The sequence below is a fragment of the Allobacillus sp. SKP2-8 genome (assembly GCF_007559355.1).
GTDB lineage: Bacteria > Bacillota > Bacilli > Bacillales > Alkalibacillaceae > Allobacillus > Allobacillus halotolerans.
Genome location: NZ_VMHF01000001.1, coordinates 304660 through 324278, shown reverse-complemented (window position 1 = coordinate 324278; position 19619 = coordinate 304660). Strand labels below are relative to the sequence as shown.

Genomic DNA, 19619 nt, shown 5'->3' with positions numbered 1-19619 from the left:
GGTGTAAAAATGGAAGTCATTCGATTAAATTATCCAGAGGATTATAAACGAAACCATTTAAAGCCATCTAGTTTGGCAGTTGGTTTTTTTGATGGTGTGCATCGGGGCCATCAACAAGTCATACAAGCAGCAATTGATTACGCTAAAGAGAATAATCTAGAGTCGGCTGTTATGACATTCGACCCACATCCACTGGCAGTCTTGAAAAATGAACCGTTATCGAATTTTTTGTTGACGTCATTGGAAGAAAAGAAAGCAATTTTTGAAAAAATGGGCATTCGATATTTATTTGTTGTTTCATTCACTAAAGAATTAGCGAAACTTACGCCTCAAGAATTTGTTGATAAATTCTTTATCGATTTGTCCATTCACCATGTTGCTGCTGGGTTCGATTATTCTTTTGGACACAAAGGTGCAGGGAAAATTCACGATATGGATCAATATGCTCGCGGGAAACTTTCCTATACAGTCATAGATAAAGTTACTTTTGAAAATGAGAAGGTCAGTTCAACAAGAATTAGAGAATTATTAGATCAAGGGCAACCAAACCAAGCGAATGAGCTGTTAGGAAGATCCTATACATTAACGGGTCACGTCGTTAAAGGTTACCAACGGGGCAGGGAAATCGGTTATCCGACGGCTAATTTGGAAATCGATGAAAGCAGAGCTATTCCCAAGGTTGGTATTTACGCAGTAACAGCTATCGTCCAAGGCCAAAACTATGACGGAATGGCAAGTATTGGTTATAACCCAACATTCGAAGAGAAACATGAACAACCGATCATAGAAGTTCATTTATTTAATTTTGAAAGTGATATCTATGGTGAGTCCATGCAAGTGTCGTTTTGCTCTTATATACGGGACGAGTTGGCATTTGATGGAGTGGACGAGTTAACGCAAGAATTGAAAGAAGATGAACGAAAAGCGAAAGAAGCTTTGAAAAATAATCAGTAAATGACTTGCATTTTTTGCTCATAAAATGTAATCTTTATAGTGTAAGAAATAACCTTACTCTTGGCATAGCGAGTTCTCCGTCGGATGCGAGGATTAAGGGGTTTTCAATAAAAAGTAGGAGGTGAATAGGATGGCAATTTCACAAGAGCGTAAGAATGAATTGATTAGTGAGTTCAAGACACATGATAACGATACTGGTTCACCAGAAGTTCAAGTGGCTATCCTAACTGAACAAATTACAACCCTTAACGATCATTTGCGTGAACATAATAAAGATCACCATTCACGCCGTGGTTTGATGAAAATGGTTGGTAAACGTCGTAATCTATTAAATTACTTACGTAAAAAAGATGTTCAACGTTACCGTGAATTAATCCAAAAACTTGGACTGCGCAGATAAGGTACAGAAAAAGCGGGGACTATTTCCCGCTTTTTTCTTTATGAATAAAAGAATGATTAAATGCTTACTACGTGCGTTTTTTAATCAGTCAAGCGGTTTTACATACGACTAAATGCGTATTAAAATAGATAAATGGAAAGCATATGAAAACGAAAACGATGTGACTTGAGAGGAGTAGTAATAAATATGGCGAATGAAATGAAATCATTTTCGATCGAATTGGCCGGTCGTAAGCTATCGTTCGAAATTGGTGAAGTGGCCAAGCAAGCAAATGGAGCCGCAATGGTCCGATACGGAGACACTTCCGTACTTGTAGCTGCGACTGCTTCCAGCCAGCCAAAAGACTTACCTTTTTTCCCACTGACAATTAATTATGAAGAGAAGTTATATGCAGTTGGTAAAATTCCGGGAGGGTTCTTGAAAAGAGAAGGAAAACCAAGTGACAAAGCTGTTTTGACCTCCCGTTTAATCGACCGTCCAATCCGTCCTTTATTTGCAGATGGATTTCGGAATGAGGTCCAAGTGATCAGCACAGTCATGAGTGTAGAACAAGATTGTTCATCTGAAGTTGCAGCGATGATCGGTTCTTCCCTAGCATTATGTATTTCGGATATCCCATTTGATGGCCCGATTGCAGGCGTTCAAGTCGGACGAGTTGATGGGGAGCTACTCATTAACCCTACAGTTGAACAAATGGAGAAAAGCGATATTGACTTAACGGTTGCAGGCACGAAAGATGCCATCAACATGGTTGAAGCAGGTGCTCAAGAAGTGCCTGAAGATGTCATGCTAGAAGCCATCATGTTTGGTCATGAAGAGATTAAACGACTGGTCGCATTCCAAGAAAAGATTGTCGAAGAGGTCGGAAAAGAGAAAATGGAAGTGACGCTCTTTACGCCTGAAGAATCGATCGTCGAGGAAGTGACACGTAAAGCGAAGGATCAATTAATCGATGCCATTCAGACACAAGAAAAGAAAGCGCGAGAAGAAGCGATTGATCAAGTAAAAGATTCAATTATCGAAGAATATGAAGAGCAAGAAGCAGAAGCAGACACCATTAAACAAGTAAAATCAGTGTTGGACTCTATTGTTAAAACTGAAGTTAGACGCTTAATTACAGAAGAAAAAGTACGTCCGGATGGCCGTGGAGTTGATGAAATCCGCCCATTATCTTCCCGAACCACTGTCCTTCCACGCACACATGGTTCAGCTATGTTTACACGTGGACAAACACAGGCACTAAGCGTATGTACATTGGGCGCATTAGGAGATGTACAAGTGTTAGATGGATTAGGTCTGGAAGAATCCAAGCGATTTATGCACCATTACAATTTCCCACAATACAGTGTAGGGGAAACAGGTCCTATGCGTGGCCCAGGCCGTCGGGAGATTGGTCACGGAGCACTTGGTGAGCGAGCATTGGAACCAATCGTTCCAGATGAAAAAGACTTTCCATATACAATTCGTTTAGTATCTGAAATCCTTGAATCAAACGGTTCCAGCAGTCAAGCGAGTATCTGTGCAAGTACGATGGCGATGATGGATGCGGGTGTGCCAATTAAAGCCCCTGTTGCAGGTATTGCCATGGGACTTGTAAAATCAGGTGAAAATTACACTGTCCTGACAGATATTCAGGGTATGGAAGATGCTTTAGGTGACATGGACTTCAAAGTAGCTGGTTCAGAAAAAGGTATTACGGCACTTCAGATGGACATTAAAGTCGATGGCTTATCTAAAGAAATTTTAAAAGAAGCGATGTCTCAAGCGAAAAAAGGACGTATGGATATTCTGAACCATATGTTAGAGACAATAAATGATCCACGAGAAGAATTATCTCCGTACGCACCAAAAATCGTATCGATGACGATTAACCCAGATAAGATTCGTGATGTCATCGGACCGAGTGGAAAACAGATCAATAAGATTATCGAACAAACAGATGTAAAAATTGATATCGAGCAAGACGGAACGATTTTTATTTCTTCTACAGATACGAGCAAGATCGAGGAAGCCAAGAAAATTATCGAAAACTTAGTACAAGAAGCAGAAGTCGGTAAGATTTATCTTGGTACAGTCAAACGAGTTGAGAAATTCGGTGCATTCGTCGAAATCTTCAAAGGTAAAGAAGGTCTCGTTCATATCAGTGAGTTGGATGATAAACACGTGAAAAACGTAACGGACATCATTGATGTCGGTGACGAAACACTTGTCAAAGTAAAAGAAATCGACCGACAAGGCCGCGTCAATCTATCCAGAAAAGCTGCATTGAAGGAACAAGATGCCAAGGAAGAGAAAAAAGATTAATAATATGACATTACAATCACATTGATTTAGCAAAAGAGCTGGCATTTGACCAGTTCTTTTTTTAAGTCTGCTGTGCTAAACTGTTTCTTGAATAACAAGAAAACTTAACGAATGTGAAGGTTGAGATAAAATATATCAAGTGAACGATGAATGCTGATGATATGAATCGAGCATTATTTTTGTCTTGGCCTTTATCTTTATGGCTCTGTTAATGTCCGTTCTTGATATTGTGATTCGGTACTGGTGACCGCTTTTACCCAAAGGAGATAAGGCGATATCCGCGATCACTTGCAGTGGCTTCCGCGTTGCAAACAGGACGTGTGCGGTTGTAGCGGAAGTTCCTTTATTTCTTAACCCGCTAGAGTCGTCACCAACGCAATCACAATTCAACAACTCTGTGCTACATCACTAAAAATCAACACGAAGCTTTAACAAAGCCATCTTTATAAGGAATATTGGTTATTATTTGTGTAAGAATTGGAGAGGATTGGATGGTTGTAAAGGACAAATTAGCTAATGGGGTACGAATTATAACTGAAACCTTACCCGAGTCAAGATCCGTCTCGATGGGCATTTGGATCTTGGCTGGATCCAGAAATGAAACGAACGAAAAACAAGGGATCTCGCATCTCATGGAACATATGATGTTTAAAGGAACGGAAAAGCGGACAGCTAAAGAAATCGCAGAAGCATTTGATTCCATCGGAGGCGATGTGAATGCTTTTACCAGCAAAGAGTATACCTGTATATTTGCGACGGTTCTTGATCAACATGCTGATTACGCTTGGGAAGTTTTATCAGATATGTTTTTACACTCTACATTTGAAGAAGAAGAGTTAGAGAGAGAGAAGAAGGTAATCGCTGAAGAGATAGATATGATTGAAGATACGCCGGATGATATCATCCATGATTATATTCATGAATCCACATTCAAAAATCATCCACTCGAGCAATCCATCTTAGGAACAAAAGATTCTCTCTTTCAAATATCAAGAGATGATCTTTTGAATTATCGTGAAAAATATTACACTGCAGAACGAGTCGTTGTATCTGTTGCAGGAAATCTAACAACCTCACTTTCTGAAAAAGTTTCAGACTCACTAATAGAGCTGCGGAAAGGCGCAGCAGTTGAAGGTTCTTTTTATTCAACTTTTCATCCATCGAATACAATTGTCAAAAAACCATCTCATCAATCACATTTCTGCTTGGGCTATCCTGGTTTATCAATGAACGATGACAAATTATACCGTATGTCAATCTTGGAAAATATATTAGGTGGTAGTATGAGTTCCCGTCTTTTCCAGCAAGTGAGAGAAGAGCATGGATTGGCTTATTCGATTTTTTCCTACCATAGTACATTTATGGATAATGGATTATTGGTTATTTATGGAGGGACAAATCCAGATCAGCTAACTGAAATGGAAGAAATTATTCACTCAATTGTTAAAGACTTTACGACTACTGGTATAAGTGAAAGAGAAATGCGACAGACAAAAGAACAATTAAAGGGACAATTGATTCTAGGCTTAGAGCATTCTAGTAGTCACATGCAAAAAAATGGTCGGATGGAATTACTCGGGTTGCCTTATCAAACTCCAGATGAAATCGTACAAAAAATTGAAGAGGTTTCTCTAGCCGATGTTAATTTATTGGCTGAGCAATTACTGAATACCGAGCCTTCTCGTGCATTGATTCAACCTGAAAACGTATAAATAGAATAGATACGTTAAAGGAGGAGAGTCCATGCGATTTCGAGAACTATCAGGGAAAGAACTGATTGATGCAGATCATGGCACCCGACTGGGCGTTTTAGGGCAGACAGATTTGAATATTAACCCAGTGGACGGAATGGTTGAGGAAATTATCATTCAAGATTATAACTTACTCGGACTGCGAAAAGGAGAGACAGGTACAAAGATTAAGTGGACAGATTTAGAGGTCATTGGTGATGATTTGATTGTTGTCAAACGGAAAACAGAATAACGTGAAAAACAGTGATGTATTTACCGAACCGAGTTGATCAGAGACACGGTTCGGTTTTTTTAATTTATATATAAACGTTTAATGCTGCAATGAAAATACACCATTATAGGAATTCAAAAATGAGCAAATCACACAAAACGGTCTATTACATACGATATATCGAATGAATGACATGGTCTGAGGAGTTGAAAAAATGTTAACAGGTAAGTCAGTTTTATTTGTGGGTGGTGATGCACGTCATCTGGAAATGATGGAACAACTGATCTTGGCGGACGCAGATGTGTATGCCATCGGTTTTGAAGGAGCAAAAGATCAATTGTCCGATGTGAATTTTATCCATGCCGAGCAAGTTTATAAACAAGAACTTTCAGCAGTCGTATTGCCGATAACTGGGTTGGATCAAGATGGCTATGCAGAAGCCCATTATGCAGAAGAGTCCCCACATCTTACAAAAGATTGGTTTAACGAACTGCCGGACGATTGCTTTTTGTTCACCGGAATCATGACCCCCTATCTAAAAGAATTAGAAGCGTTTAAAGGAATGATTGTGCCTTTATTTGAACGAGATGATGTAGCAATCTACAACTCAATTCCAACGGCAGAAGGTACACTCATGTTAGCGATTCAATATACAGACTTCACGATTCATGATTCAAATATTATGATACTAGGTTTCGGAAGAGTCGGAAAAACGTTGGTCCATTCATTTAAAGGGCTAGGAGCAAATGTGTCGGTCTCATCCAGATCGACGATAGATTTAGCAAGAATTTTCGAGTATAACTGCAAGCCCATTCCGTTAGAACAGTTGGATGTGAACCTTCAGGATTGTAATCTTTTGATCAATACAATTCCTGATGTTGTTGTAACGCCCACAATTATTCGCGCACTGCCCGAAAATAGTATGATCATTGATTTAGCTTCCAAACCTGGAGGAGTTGACTTCCGATATGCGAAGCGGATTGGAGTTAAAGCGATTCAGGCGCCAGGATTACCAGGTATCGTCGCGCCGAAGTCTGCAGGTAAGATTTTAGCACATGTCGTTCATCATATTTTGAATGAAGAAGAATAAAACCAACAGGAGTGAATGTTTCATGGATTTAAAAGGTAAACGAATTGGATTTGGATTAACAGGGTCTCACTGCACGTATGAACAGGTATTTCCTCAAATCGAAAAACTCATGGAATTGGGAGCGGAGGTTGTCCCAATCGTTTCTTATACGGTTCAAGAGACGGATACAAAGTTCGGTAATGCAAAGGATCATTTGGAACGAATTAAACAAATTACTGGAAAAGAACTTGTCAAGACAATGCCTGAAGCAGAACCGCTTGGACCGCAAGCGCCACTGGATTGCATGATCATTGCTCCGTTGACTGGAAATTCATTAAGTAAATTTGCGAATGCATTAACGAACACACCGCCACTCATGGCTGCTAAAGCGACATTGCGTAATGGTAGTCCTGTTGTCTTAGCTATTGCAACAAATGATGCACTTGGGTTAAATGCAATGAATTTAGGGAAATTATTGGTGACTAAAAATGTATTTTTTGTCCCGTACGGTCAGGACCATCCTTATAAAAAACCTGATTCACTCGTTTCGCACATGGAATTGATTCCAGAAACGATCGATGAAGCAATCAATGGCAAACAATTACAACCGATTATGCGTAATTATGACATTGTGTGATTCGCTCAGTAATGTGCTAAAATAAAGAAATAAAGAGAATCTTTTGGGGGTTACTACAATGACTAATTCAAACCAATACAATGTAGCAGTTGTTGGCGTTACAGGAGCTGTCGGCCAACGAATTATTGAAATGCTTGAACAGGTTGATTTTCCAGTGAATCAATTGATTCCACTTGCATCAAAACGTTCTGTTGGCAAGACTGTGGATTTTAAAGGTGAATCCATCGAAATTAAAGAAGCACTGCCAGAACAATTTGATGATGTCGATATTGCTTTCTTCTCAGCCGGGGGTTCAGTTTCTAAGCAACTGGCTCCGGAGGCTGTTGAACGAGGAGCGGTTGTCATTGACAATACAAGTGCCTATCGAATGGATGAGCAAGTTCCATTGGTCGTACCAGAAGTCAATGAACAGGATATTTTGAACCATCAGGGTATTATTGCTAACCCAAATTGCTCAACCATTCAAATGGTTGCTGCTTTGGAACCAATCCGTCAAAAATATGGCATGAAACGAATTATTGTTTCGACCTATCAATCTGTTTCTGGTTCAGGAAATCAAGCGATGGATGAATTGACGCATCAATCACAAGCAATGTTGAATAACGAAGAAGTGTTTGCCGAAGTTTTGCCGGTTAAATCGGAGAAAAAACATTATCCGATAGCCTTTAACGCTTTGCCGCAAATTGATACTTTTGATGAAAATCATTACACACTTGAAGAGATGAAAATGGTTAATGAAACGAAAAAAATTATGCATGACGATGAGTTGCAAGTATCCGCTACGTGTGTACGTTTGCCATTTTATTATTCGCACGCGGAAAGTGTTTATGTTGAGATCGATCATGACAATATTTCCATTGATCAATTTCAAGGCGCATTGAAAGGTGCTCCGGGTGTTGTGTTGCAAGATGACGTTCATCATCAAATTTATCCAACTCCACTTTCTGCAGAAGGAAAAACAGATGTCTTTGTAGGAAGAATCCGTAAAGATCTGGATGTTTCCAATGGTTTTCATCTGTGGGTTGTTTCTGATAACCTACTGAAAGGAGCGGCTTGGAATTCTGTCCAAATCGCACAAAGTTACATTAAATTAGCTAAATAATGGATCGCTCGAGGTGGACTATGAAGTTTTTAGTACAGAAATTCGGAGGTACTTCTGTCCGAAATAAGGAAAGTCGAAAACATGCTATTCGACACATTAAGAAAGCAATTGATGAAGGTTATAAAGTTGTAGTCGTCGTATCGGCCATGGGAAGAAAAGGTGAGCCTTATTCAACAGATACATTATTAGAGCTCGTTCATTATCCGAATACCCAATTGACTTCCCGTGAAATTGACTTGCTCATGTCTACAGGTGAACTGATCTCATCGATTGTCATGGCAAATGAGTTAAGAGAAAGTGGTCTCATCGCTTCTGCTTTATCCGGTCCACGAGCCGGAATTTTGACGACTGACGATCACATGAATGCGAGAGTCAATAAAGTGATACCGGATGAGCTACTGAATTATTTCAAAAGTAACGATGTGATCGTTGTTGCGGGCTTTCAAGGGGAAGATGCGAATGGCGATATTACGACGCTAGGGCGTGGAGGATCAGATACATCCGCAGTAGCTCTTGGTGCCGCGCTCGAAGCGGAATTCGTCGATATTTTTACAGACGTAGATGGAATTAAAACGGCCGATCCAGGCATCGTCAAAAATGCCAAGACATTAAAGGTGATGACCTATAATGAAATTGTTCATTTAGCATATGAAGGAAGCAGAGTCATTCACCCGCGAGCTGTTGAGATTGCCATGCAGGAAAAAATTCAAGTGCGTGTTCGTTCAACTTATTTGGAAGATGAAGGCACGCTGGTTACATTCAAGAAAACACCAGGTTTAGATAGGGGATTCAAAGATCAACTTGTCACAGGGATCGCTCATCAAGCCGGAATTACTCAAATAAAGGTACGAACAAATACATCTAATTCCATGGAACTTCACGATCAGTTATTGACTGAGTTAGCAGCAGCTGGAGTTTCCGTTGACTTTTTTAATATTTTCTCAAAAGGTATTACGTTTACCGTTCCGAATGATAAATTGAAGCGAACAACAGAGATTATCGAACGGTTAGCGGTCAATTATGATATAAATGAAAATTGTGCAAAAGTTTCAGCAGTAGGAGCAGGCATTCAAGGAGTTCCTGGTGTGGCAGCAAAAGTGGTTTCAGCTCTTGCGGGACAACAAATTCAAATTCTACAATCTGCAGACAGTCACACAACAATTTGGCTTCTCATTAAAGAAACAGATCTTGAAAAAGCCGTGAACGCACTGCACGACACATTTTTATTAAATACGTAAGAGAGGGTCGATTGATCATGAATTTTGGAAATGTAATAACAGCTATGGTTACTCCTTTCAATGAATCGAATGAGTTAGACTTAGAGAAAACAGAACAGCTTGTAGAATATCTTATTGCAAATGGTTCAGACGGCCTCGTTGTTGGTGGTACAACCGGTGAATGGCCTACATTGACAGAAGAGGAAAAGCTTCAACTTTTTGAGAAAGTCGTAAAAGTTGTAGACGGACGTGCAAAAGTCATTGCTGGAACGGGTACCAACAGTACAGAGAGTTCTATTGCCATCACGAAAGAAGCATCCAAAACGGGTGTCGATGGAATTATGCTTGTGACACCTTATTACAACAAGCCAAGTCAAGAAGGATTGTATCAGCATTTTAAAGCAATCGCTGATGCGACGACATTGCCAATTATGCTTTATAACATTCCAGGACGTTCTGTCGTTGATATGTCGACAGAAACGACAATCAGGCTATCGAAAATTGATAATATCGTTTGTACGAAAGACGCTACTGGTGATTTAGATCGAATGAGTGAAATTATTGAGCAAACGGACAACGATTTCAGTTTATATTGTGGTGACGATGGATTGACGTTACCATCGCTTGCTGTTGGTTCAGCAGGCGTCGTTTCTATGGCAGCGCATGTCCTTGGAAATGAAATGCAAGAAATGGTTTCGGCATTTCAGCAAGGAAATGTGAAGGAAGCAGGCGATCTGCACCGTCAATTGTTACCGAAAATGAAGGCGTGCTTTATGGCCCCTTCGCCGGCACCAGTGAAAGCAGCTTTAAACAAAAAAGGCATAAATGTCGGTTCAGTACGGCTGCCGTTATTACCGTTAACTGACGAAGAAGAACAAACATTAAGTAACAGTCTGGGACTATAAGCTTAAAAATTCTACAGGGTACGATCCTGTAGGATTTTTTACGTAATAGAAGAGCTTTATTTCAAGGAGTATGAATCGAATATTTTCGCACACACTACCGAATAAAGGTGGTGTATATATGAGCGAGCAAGAAAATGAAAAAAATGAAGCGCAACCCGAGCAGCCAGATGGGGATGGTCCCGAAGAATCATTAGTTGATAAGATTAAACAGTTAGGGCAAACCAACGTCCCGTCAGCACCAGATTCCAATATTCATATTTTACCGATTATTGGTCAAATCGAGGGACATCTTCAACTTCCTTCCAAAAATAAAACAACGAAATATGAGCATGTGTTGCCGCAACTTGTTGCCATTGAACAAAATCCGAAAATTGAAGGTGTTATCTTACTGTTAAACACTGTTGGCGGTGATGTGGAAGCAGGTTTGGCATTGTCTGAAATGGTAGCTAGCTTATCTAAACCAACCGTCTCCATTGTATTAGGCGGTGGTCATAGCATTGGGGTGCCAATTGCAACAAGTGCTGACTTTTCATTTATCACTGAAACAGCAACGATGACGATTCATCCCATTCGATTGACCGGTTTAGTGATTGGGGTACCGCAAACATTTGAATACTTAGACAAGATGCAAGACAGAGTCATTCGCTTTGTAACAAACCATTCCAATGTAGACGAAGAAAAATTTAAAGAATTGATGTTTGAAAAAGGGAATTTAACACGCGATATTGGAACAAACGTTATTGGCGAGGATGCAGTGAAGTATGGGTTGATCGATGAAGTTGGCGGTGTGAGTGAAGCCATTAAAAAGCTCAATGAATTGATTGATGAGAAAAATGAAGGTCAGGTGATTCAATGATCCATTATACACCTCTAACCTACGAAGAGATCTTTGAGGAAGAGGAAAATGAACAGATTCAATGGGTATCGATGAAACACGCGATGGTAAAGGTGAGAAAAAAAGCTGACTTTTCAGGATATGAAATCGACCAAATGATTTCAACCGACCCCAATGATTATTTAAATCAACAATTGATGCCTGGATCCAATTTCTATTTGTAACTTTTCAACTACTTTCAACACTTCGAGAGTGTGATATAATGAATTAACGACGAAGCAGCCAAGTATGGCTGCTTTACTGATTTATTTCGAGGTGAAGAAAGTGGCAAAGAAGAAAAAGAGAAATAGACGAAAAAATAATCGAAAGTCAAATCTATATTTTGAACTGATTGGATTGGCATTCATCCTATTTGCCATTTTTTCAAGTGGGATTCCGATGATATCGAACGGAGTGATTCCGCATGTTTTAGTAACGTTACTCCAATGGCTGTTTGGCTTTTGGTATATAGTAATTAGCGGATTCATATTCTTTATAGGTATCTACTTATTGATCAAAAGAAAATGGCCGAATTTTAAATCCATTCGGTGGATCGGTTTTTATCTATTATTTGCTTCAATCTTATTATTTACACACGTACAAACATTCGAAACGATTGTACAAGCGACTACTCAAAATATATTCGGGTTAACGTGGGATTACTATGAAGCCTATCAAAATGGAGAAGTAGATTATTCAGCAATCGGCGCAGGTATGACAGGTGCGATATTATTCGTATCTAGTTTTTATCTATTATCTGGTGTAGGTTCAAAAGTTGTCGCAACATTTGCGATCGTTTTTGGCATGATCATGCTGACAGAGAAATCGATCATTGATGTCATTAAAGGGTTTTTCAGTAACGTACAAGCTCGGTTTACAAAGATGCGAGAAAAACGGGCCGAACGAAAAGAAGCAGCCGAGAAGGCCAAAGAAGAAGAATTAGAAATCGAAAAAACGTACGAAGTGACTGACTCAGAACCAAATCCTGTTATTGAAGATTTCCAATCGGCTGAACCAGAGAAAGCTGAACCAGAACCAATGGAAATCGAGACAAATGAATGGACGGAAAATGTAGAAGAACTTCCCGAAGAGGGAGAAGAAGTGATGGCTTTAACGGAGGTAGAGAATGAGTCATACCGGTTACCATCTCTTCAGCTACTTGCAAGTCCAGTCAGTCATTCACAACAGCAAGAGAAATCTCAAATTCAATCCACAGTAAGAAAGCTGGAACAAACTTTCCAAAGTTTTGGTGTGAAAGCTAGAGTTTCGAAAGTGCATGTAGGACCAGCAGTTACTAAATATGAAGTTAATCCTGATATCGGTGTGAAAGTAAGTAAAATTGTCAATTTACACGACGACTTGGCACTTGCTCTTGCTGCGCGCGATATACGTATTGAAGCGCCGATCCCAGGAAAATCAGCGATTGGAATTGAAGTACCAAACTCAGAAGTTGCTCAAGTATCACTCCGTGAAGTAATGCAACCACAGATGAAACCAGAATCCAAACTGCTCTTTGGCTTAGGTCGAGATATTGCTGGTGAATCCATTGCTTCCGAGTTGAATAAAATGCCTCACTTACTGATTGCAGGTGCAACAGGAAGCGGTAAAAGTGTTTGTGTCAATGGTATTATTACGAGTATATTGCTACGCGCAAAACCACATGAAGTGAAAATGATGATGATTGACCCGAAAAAAGTGGAATTGAATGTGTATAATGGCATTCCACATTTGTTGGCTCCTGTTGTAACAGATCCAAAAAAAGCATCGAAAGCATTGAAAAAAATCGTTTCTGAAATGGAAAGAAGATACGATCTGTTTTCGGATACGGCAACGAGAAATATTGAAGGATATAATGAACACGTGGACAAGGTGAATGAAGAAGAAGGTGAAAACCATCCGCACTTGCCATATATCGTTGTATTAATTGATGAATTGGCAGATCTAATGATGGTTGCCTCAAATGAAGTAGAAGATGCAATCACCCGGTTAGCTCAAATGGCAAGGGCCGCTGGAATTCATTTGATCATCGCAACACAACGTCCATCCGTGGATGTCATTACAGGTGTAATCAAAGCGAATATTCCGTCACGAATCGCGTTTAGTGTCTCTTCAGCTACCGATTCACGGACAATTTTAGATGGGAATGGTGCGGAGAAGCTACTCGGTAAAGGAGATATGCTGTTCCTGCCTGTCGGCGCTTCTAAGCCTACAAGGATTCAAGGTGCTTTTCTATCCGATGAAGAAGTCGAACGTGTTGTAGACCATTGCATTACCCAACAAAAAGCACAGTATCAAGAAGAAATGATTCCTGAAGAGACGTCCAAAGATATGGAAGAAGTAGATGACGACCTTTATGACGATGCCGTCCAGTTAATCATTGAAATGCAAAGCGCCAGTGTTTCCATGCTACAACGGAAATTCAGGGTAGGCTATACGAGAGCTGCGAGGCTGATCGATGCCATGGAAGAAAGAGGGATTGTTGGTCCGTATGAAGGAAGCAAGCCAAGAAAAGTACTGGTTAGTCAGCAACCTGAGGAAACATCTATGCAGTAAAACGTACGAAGCTAGTCAAGAAAATTTCTTGACTAGCTTTCTTTGTGGCTTAAAAATATTTGTTAGGTTAAATAGACAATATAGTTTAGATTTTAGGATTCGATGACGGCCGTTGGTGGCAGGCGACCTTAGAGCTTCAGTGTTAAACAGGCTGTCTTCAGTGTTAATTTGCGGAGCTTCAGGGTTTATCTGCAAGACTTCAGGGTTAATTTGTGAATCTTCAGGGTTAATCCGCTGTGCTTCAGGGTTAATTCGCAAACCTTCAGGGTTAATCCGCAAACCTTCAATATACGCCCATCGTCATCATCATTTCGTCACAGCCTCAATTGACTTAGATACCTCATTTATTGTTTGTCTAACTTCACAGAATAATTATTGACCCTCACGTAACGAGATGCTTTATAGTTATGGATGAAGGGAGAATCTCGAAATGAAAGTGAAAGAAGTTGCTGATTTAGTGGGCATCAGTGTACGTACACTCCATCATTATGATGAAATTGGCTTATTGATCCCTGAGGATATGACGCAAGCGGGTTATCGAATATATTCTGAAAAAAATCTTGAACATCTGCAGCAAATTTTATTTTTTAAAGAGCTTGGTTTTTCTTTAAAGAAAATCAAAGAAATCATGGAAAGTCCAACATTCAATCGGCAAGAAGCTTTAACGAAACAACATCAAATGCTTTTAGAAAAAAGAAAGCGAATTGATCAAATGATCTGGACCATTGAAAAAACCATTCAACATTCGAAAGGAGACATAACGATGACAAATGAGGAAAAGTTCAAAGGCTTTGACTTTAGCCATAATCCATATGAAGAAGAAGCTAGAGAAAAGTGGGGTGACAAAGCAGTCGATCAAGCAAATGAAAAAACAAAAAACATGACTACCTTTGACCAAGAAAGGTTTAATGAAATTTTTCGTCGGTTGGCTGAAGTTCGCCATCTGTCACCCGATTCAGAAGAGGTTCAAGAACGAATCCAAGAATGGTTTCAATATTTGAATAAAATAGGAAACTATTCGCTTGATGCATTTAAGGGCTTAGGCCAAATGTACGTGAATGATGAACGATTTACGAAAAACATTGACCAATTCGGTGAAGGCTTGGCCGAATTCATGTGTACTGCGATGAGCGTTTATGCAGACCGAAATAAAAAATAGATTCGTGTTGATTTTTAATTCGCATACGTCCTATAGGTAAAGTGCTCCGACGATCAACCATATGAAGCCGCCGAATAACTGGGCGAAGCCATCGAAAACGCAAGCGAAGCCGCCGAAAAACGGAGAGAAGCCATCGAAAAACGGAGAGAAGCCATCGAAAAACCAGGTGAAGCCGTCGAAAACCCAAGCAAAGCCGCCGATAAATCGTGGAGAAACTGATCATGAATCATCAACAACGGACTTCAACAAAAAAATAAAATGACCAACAAGCAAAACTATCCGTACCAACAAATTCGTTTCGGCGAAATATACATGACAAATCCTTTGCAAATCGCCCGTGTAGTATGAAACGATTGTTTCATGTAAACTATAGGTTATGAAGGATAAAGGAGGATGTATATGTCGCAGGTAACAGAACAAACCATCAAAAAAGACAATTATTCAATTCATTTAATTGATACGAAAAAATTTAAAACAAATACGATTGCATTAAAATTCACACGTCCACTGAAGCGTGAGAATATTACAGAACGTGCACTTCTTCCGTTTGTTTTACAGAAAGGTACAGAAAAATATCCGACGGAAAGAGCGTTACGACAGCAGCTTGACGAACTGTACGGCGCTAAATTCAGCATTTACGGAGCCAAAAAAGGTGAAAATCACATTGTTACTTTTGTATTGGACATACCAAATGAAAAATTCATTAAAGATGAAGAGACGCTAACCAAGGAAGGGCTTCAATTTTTGAGTGATGTACTTACCAAGCCCAAGGCTAAAGATCAGGCGTTCGATGAAACATTGGTTGAGAAAGAAAAAGACACATTAAAAAATAAAATCCAATCGATCATTGATGAAAAAATGCAGTATGCCAATATGCGTTTAATCGATGAAATGTGTGAAGACGAAGCATTTGGCATTCATTCACATGGCTATTTAGAGGACCTTCCGCAGTTAGATGGAAAAAGCTTATATGAGACTTATCAACAGATGCTCACAGAGGATCGCTTGGATGTTTTCGCAGTAGGTGATTTTAACAACGAACAGATGGAAAAAGATATCGAGGAAAATCTTACGTTTACAAGAAACCCACGATTATCAATTGTTCGTTCAGAACCAATCTTGCCGGAAAAAGTAGATACCATTACAGAAAAACAAAAAATTCAGCAAGCAAAGCTTCATATGGGCTTTCGCACAGGTGTTCATTTTTCTGATGACAATTTTCCTGCTCTTCAAGTTTTCAATGGAATCTTTGGTGGTTATCCTCATTCCAAGTTATTCTTGAACGTTCGAGAAAAACATTCTTTGGCTTATTATGCTGCTTCCCGCTTCGAAAGCAATAAAGGTCTGTTGTTTGTTTTCAGTGGGATTGCCCCTGAAAAATATGAACAAGCGAGAGAGATTATTGAAGCACAGCATCAGGCAATCAGTGAAGGTGAAATTACAGACAAAGAGATCGATCAGACCAAAAAAGCAATCACCAACCAGTTGAAAGAAACATTAGATCGTTCAACAGGAATCATCGAATTGTTTCACCAGCAAGTGATCGGTGGGAAGTCTGAAGATCCACAAGCCATCGCTGAAGCCATTCAATCTGTTACGAAAGAAGATGTTGTTGCCGTTTCAAAACAAATCCAATTAGACACGGTTTACTTTTTGACTGCTGAGAATGGAGGGGAAGAAGTATGAAAGAACTGAATATACCTCGAATCAATGAAACAATCTATCAAGAGACATTGCCGAATGGCTTAACGGTCTTTTATTATCCTAAAGAAGATTTTGAGAAAACGTTCGCTATTTTCTCGACCAATTACGGGTCAATCGATCAAAAATTCACGCCATTAAACAGTGATGAGTTCACTCAAGTGCCTGATGGGATTGCCCATTTCTTAGAGCATAAGATGTTTGAAAAAGAAGATGGCGATGTATTTCAGCACTTTTCAGAGCGAGGGGCTTCAGCTAACGCATTTACGTCATTTACTCAAACAGCCTATTTATTTTCCAGTACGGAAGATGAGGAACGAAATGTTGAAACCTTGCTCGATTTTGTCCAAGATCCTTACTTCACTGAACAAACGGTGGAAAAAGAAAAAGGAATTATTGAACAAGAAATCCGGATGTATGATGACCAGTCAGATTGGCGTTTATTCTTTGGAACGCTCCAATCCATGTTTGAAAAACATCCGGTACGAATCGATATCGCGGGAACAGTAGACTCAATCTACACGATTACCCATGACGACTTATATTTATGTTATGAAACATTTTATCATCCATCGAACATGTCTCTCTTTGTCATCGGGAACTTTTCTTTACAAGAGATGGCTGAATTAGTCAGAAACAACCAAGCAAAGAAAGAATTTGCACCGATTGAGGAAATAAAACGGGACTACGGTGATGAAAAAGATCCGGTTTTCAAGAAAAAAGAAGTCATCCATATGCCTGTACAAACACCTAAATGTATGGTCGGAATCAAAGATAAAAAAGAACGGCTTCAAACGAATGAGTTACTGAAGAATGAGCTTGTCCGTGAACTTGTGATGGATTTGTATTTCTCTAAAAGCGGAAAGTATTTTGAAGAGCTATACAATGAAGGGTTAGTCATGGAAACCTTACGTCTTGAGTCGTATATGGAAAAATCATTCGGAGTGACAATGATTGGCGGAAGAACACTTAAACCAGAAGAATTCAGTGAACGTGTCATCGACATGTTGTTGAACTTAAAAAATACAACCGTGTCAGAGGAAGAGTTTGCCAGAATGAAAAAAAGAAAATACGGTGAATTAATTCGTGACTTCAATGAATTAGAGGGTACAGCTAACCAAATCATTCACTATCATGATCTTTCTGTCGATTATCGAAATATTTTCGAGACATTGGAGAACTTGACAAGAGACGATATGAAAGAAGTAATTGACGGATGGATTGATGAGGACCAAATGACCGTTTGTATGATCTTACCGGAAGAGGAATAATGATGAGAGAAACTGTTCTTGTTATTGGAGCGAGCAGTGATTTGGCTCAAGAAGCCATTCATAGCTTGGCACACCCTTCAAGACAATTTATCCTGCATTACCATGAAAATAATGAAGCCATCGAGAAAACCATGTCTTTATTGGATGAAGATCAAGTCATTATGAGTGTTCAGGCAAATCTCACGGATGAAACAGAAATTCATCAATTAATCGAATCCATCCCTTTTCAAATACACGGTATATTATTTGCCCAAGGTCGTAGTTATCATGAGCTCTTAACAGAATCGTCAGCTGAAAAGATGGATGAGCAATATAAGATACATGTGAAATCAACGATGTTGATCGCGAAAGCCTTTATACCTCAAATGATTGCTCGTAAAGAAGGTAATATCGTGGTGATCTCCTCAATTTGGGGCGAATTAGGTGCGAGTAATGAATCGGTTTATGCGGCGATGAAAGGCGCCCAAATTGCATGGATGAAGTCCATCGCAAAAGAAGTAGGGCCTTCAAAAATCCGAGTGAATGCCGTGACACCTGGCTTAATTGATACGAAAATGAATAAACTTATTCCAGTGGAAGACCAGGAAGAGTGGACAAATCAAGTGCCTTTACAACGGGCTGGTCAACCAAAAGATGTAGCAAACTTAATCCGCTTCCTTTTTTCGAGTGAAAGCAAGTATGTCCATGGACAAGTCCTTCGATTAAGTGGAGGTTTATAAATAATTTTCATGTATAAGGTTTCATCTTCCGTAGAAAATATAGGTGAAGAATAGTAAAGGAGGATGAACCATGTCCATAATGGATAACTTCGATCAATGGAAGGATTTCTTAGGTGACCGTCTTAATCAAGCGCAGGATAAAGGAATGCAACAAGATACCATCAACAACCTAGCTTACGAAATAGGTGAGCACTTAGCATCTAAAGTTGATGCAAAAAACGATGAAGAAGCAATTCTTCGTGACCTTTGGAATGTTGCTTCCGAAGAAGAAAGACGTACGATGGCTAGCATGATGGTAAAGCTAGTTCAAAATCAATAAACAACCCACTAGCCCGGAAAATGATATCCTAGTCATTTTTCGGGTTTTTTATAAAGAATAGTAAGGGTTAATCATTCTTTTGTAATTTACCTGTACTTGAATCAATTTGATCAATTAGAGTACTCGTTATCTGTGAAGAACACAAACGTTGTTATAAGAGTCTCGATGTCGGGGTTGGAAACGAGAGTCTGAATTCGGTTGAATGGACGACGCCTAATCACCTGGACCAGAAGCGAAGGTCAAATTTCGGTTGAATAGAGAGCATCTAATCACCCGGACCAGAAGCGAGAGTCAAACTTCGGTCGAATAGAGAGCATCTAATCACCCGAATCGGAAGTGAGATTCAAATCCCGGTCGAATAGAGAGCGCCTAATCACCCGGATCAGGAGTGAGAATCAAACTTCGGTTGAATAGAGAGCGCCTAATCACCCGGATCGGAAGTGAGATTCGAATTTCGGTTGAATAGAGAGCAT

At 39.6% G+C, this 19619-nt stretch carries 19 protein-coding genes; all 19 read left to right on the top strand.

Features of this window, described 5'->3' with window-relative positions; all coding sequences use genetic code 11:
• The first annotated feature begins 9 nt into the window (after positions 1-9).
• Entirely contained in the window at positions 10-954 is a 945-nt protein-coding gene (locus FPQ10_RS01670; RefSeq protein WP_144159257.1) for a bifunctional riboflavin kinase/FAD synthetase, read from the top strand.
• Between the two features lie 130 nt (positions 955-1084).
• Positions 1085-1354 carry a 30S ribosomal protein S15 gene (gene rpsO, locus FPQ10_RS01665; protein ID WP_144087787.1) on the top strand — a complete coding sequence of 90 codons (270 nt, stop codon included), beginning with the start codon at positions 1085-1087 and terminating at the stop codon, positions 1352-1354.
• A 186-nt stretch (positions 1355-1540) separates the two neighbouring features.
• On the top strand, positions 1541-3658 hold the full coding sequence (gene pnp, locus FPQ10_RS01660) for a polyribonucleotide nucleotidyltransferase (protein WP_144159254.1): 2118 nt from the start codon (positions 1541-1543) through the stop codon (positions 3656-3658).
• 491 nt (positions 3659-4149) lie between these two features.
• Positions 4150-5370 carry a M16 family metallopeptidase gene (locus tag FPQ10_RS01655; protein WP_144159251.1) on the top strand — a complete coding sequence of 407 codons (1221 nt, stop codon included), beginning with the start codon at positions 4150-4152 and terminating at the stop codon, positions 5368-5370.
• 31 nt (positions 5371-5401) lie between these two features.
• A complete protein-coding gene (locus FPQ10_RS01650; RefSeq protein ID WP_144159248.1) occupies positions 5402-5641 on the top strand; it encodes a YlmC/YmxH family sporulation protein in 240 nt (79 codons plus the stop codon).
• A 193-nt stretch (positions 5642-5834) separates the two neighbouring features.
• Positions 5835-6710, top strand: coding sequence for a dipicolinate synthase subunit DpsA (dpsA, locus tag FPQ10_RS01645; RefSeq protein ID WP_144159245.1), 876 nt, complete (start codon positions 5835-5837; stop codon positions 6708-6710).
• A gap of 22 nt (positions 6711-6732) precedes the next feature.
• Entirely contained in the window at positions 6733-7326 is a 594-nt protein-coding gene (locus FPQ10_RS01640; RefSeq protein ID WP_144159242.1) for a dipicolinate synthase subunit B, read from the top strand.
• Positions 7327-7384: 58 nt separating this feature from the next.
• A complete protein-coding gene (locus FPQ10_RS01635) occupies positions 7385-8428 on the top strand; it encodes an aspartate-semialdehyde dehydrogenase (RefSeq protein WP_144159239.1) in 1044 nt (347 codons plus the stop codon).
• Between the two features lie 20 nt (positions 8429-8448).
• Positions 8449-9666 (top strand): aspartate kinase, encoded by a 1218-nt coding sequence (gene dapG, locus FPQ10_RS01630; RefSeq protein ID WP_144159236.1) that lies wholly within the window; start codon positions 8449-8451, stop codon positions 9664-9666.
• A 17-nt stretch (positions 9667-9683) separates the two neighbouring features.
• Positions 9684-10550 (top strand): 4-hydroxy-tetrahydrodipicolinate synthase, encoded by an 867-nt coding sequence (gene dapA / locus FPQ10_RS01625; protein ID WP_186278497.1) that lies wholly within the window; start codon positions 9684-9686, stop codon positions 10548-10550.
• 118 nt (positions 10551-10668) lie between these two features.
• Entirely contained in the window at positions 10669-11406 is a 738-nt protein-coding gene (locus FPQ10_RS01620) for a ClpP family protease (protein ID WP_144159233.1), read from the top strand.
• Positions 11403-11609, top strand: coding sequence for a YlzJ-like family protein (locus FPQ10_RS01615; protein ID WP_144159230.1), 207 nt, complete (start codon positions 11403-11405; stop codon positions 11607-11609). The genes FPQ10_RS01620 and FPQ10_RS01615 overlap by 4 nt, the downstream gene beginning before the upstream one ends.
• A gap of 100 nt (positions 11610-11709) precedes the next feature.
• Positions 11710-13977, top strand: a complete 2268-nt coding sequence (locus FPQ10_RS01610) for a DNA translocase FtsK (protein WP_186278496.1) — start codon at positions 11710-11712, stop codon at positions 13975-13977.
• Between the two features lie 430 nt (positions 13978-14407).
• Complete coding sequence (locus FPQ10_RS01605) at positions 14408-15136, top strand: MerR family transcriptional regulator (protein ID WP_144159224.1); 729 nt, start codon at positions 14408-14410, stop codon at positions 15134-15136.
• 61 nt (positions 15137-15197) lie between these two features.
• Positions 15198-15398, top strand: coding sequence for a hypothetical protein (locus tag FPQ10_RS01600; protein WP_144159222.1), 201 nt, complete (start codon positions 15198-15200; stop codon positions 15396-15398).
• Between the two features lie 137 nt (positions 15399-15535).
• Positions 15536-16822 (top strand): EF-P 5-aminopentanol modification-associated protein YfmF, encoded by a 1287-nt coding sequence (gene yfmF, locus FPQ10_RS01595; RefSeq protein WP_144159219.1) that lies wholly within the window; start codon positions 15536-15538, stop codon positions 16820-16822.
• Positions 16819-18108, top strand: a complete 1290-nt coding sequence (yfmH, locus tag FPQ10_RS01590) for an EF-P 5-aminopentanol modification-associated protein YfmH (RefSeq protein WP_144159216.1) — start codon at positions 16819-16821, stop codon at positions 18106-18108. The genes yfmF and yfmH overlap by 4 nt, the downstream gene beginning before the upstream one ends.
• Positions 18109-18110: 2 nt before the next feature.
• The gene (ymfI, locus tag FPQ10_RS01585; RefSeq protein ID WP_186278495.1) at positions 18111-18827 is read left to right on the top strand and encodes an elongation factor P 5-aminopentanone reductase; all 717 of its coding nucleotides are present in this window, start codon (positions 18111-18113) and stop codon (positions 18825-18827) included.
• Positions 18828-18897: 70 nt separating this feature from the next.
• On the top strand, positions 18898-19146 hold the full coding sequence (locus FPQ10_RS01580) for a DUF3243 domain-containing protein (RefSeq protein WP_144159210.1): 249 nt from the start codon (positions 18898-18900) through the stop codon (positions 19144-19146).
• Positions 19147-19619 lie beyond the last annotated feature (473 nt).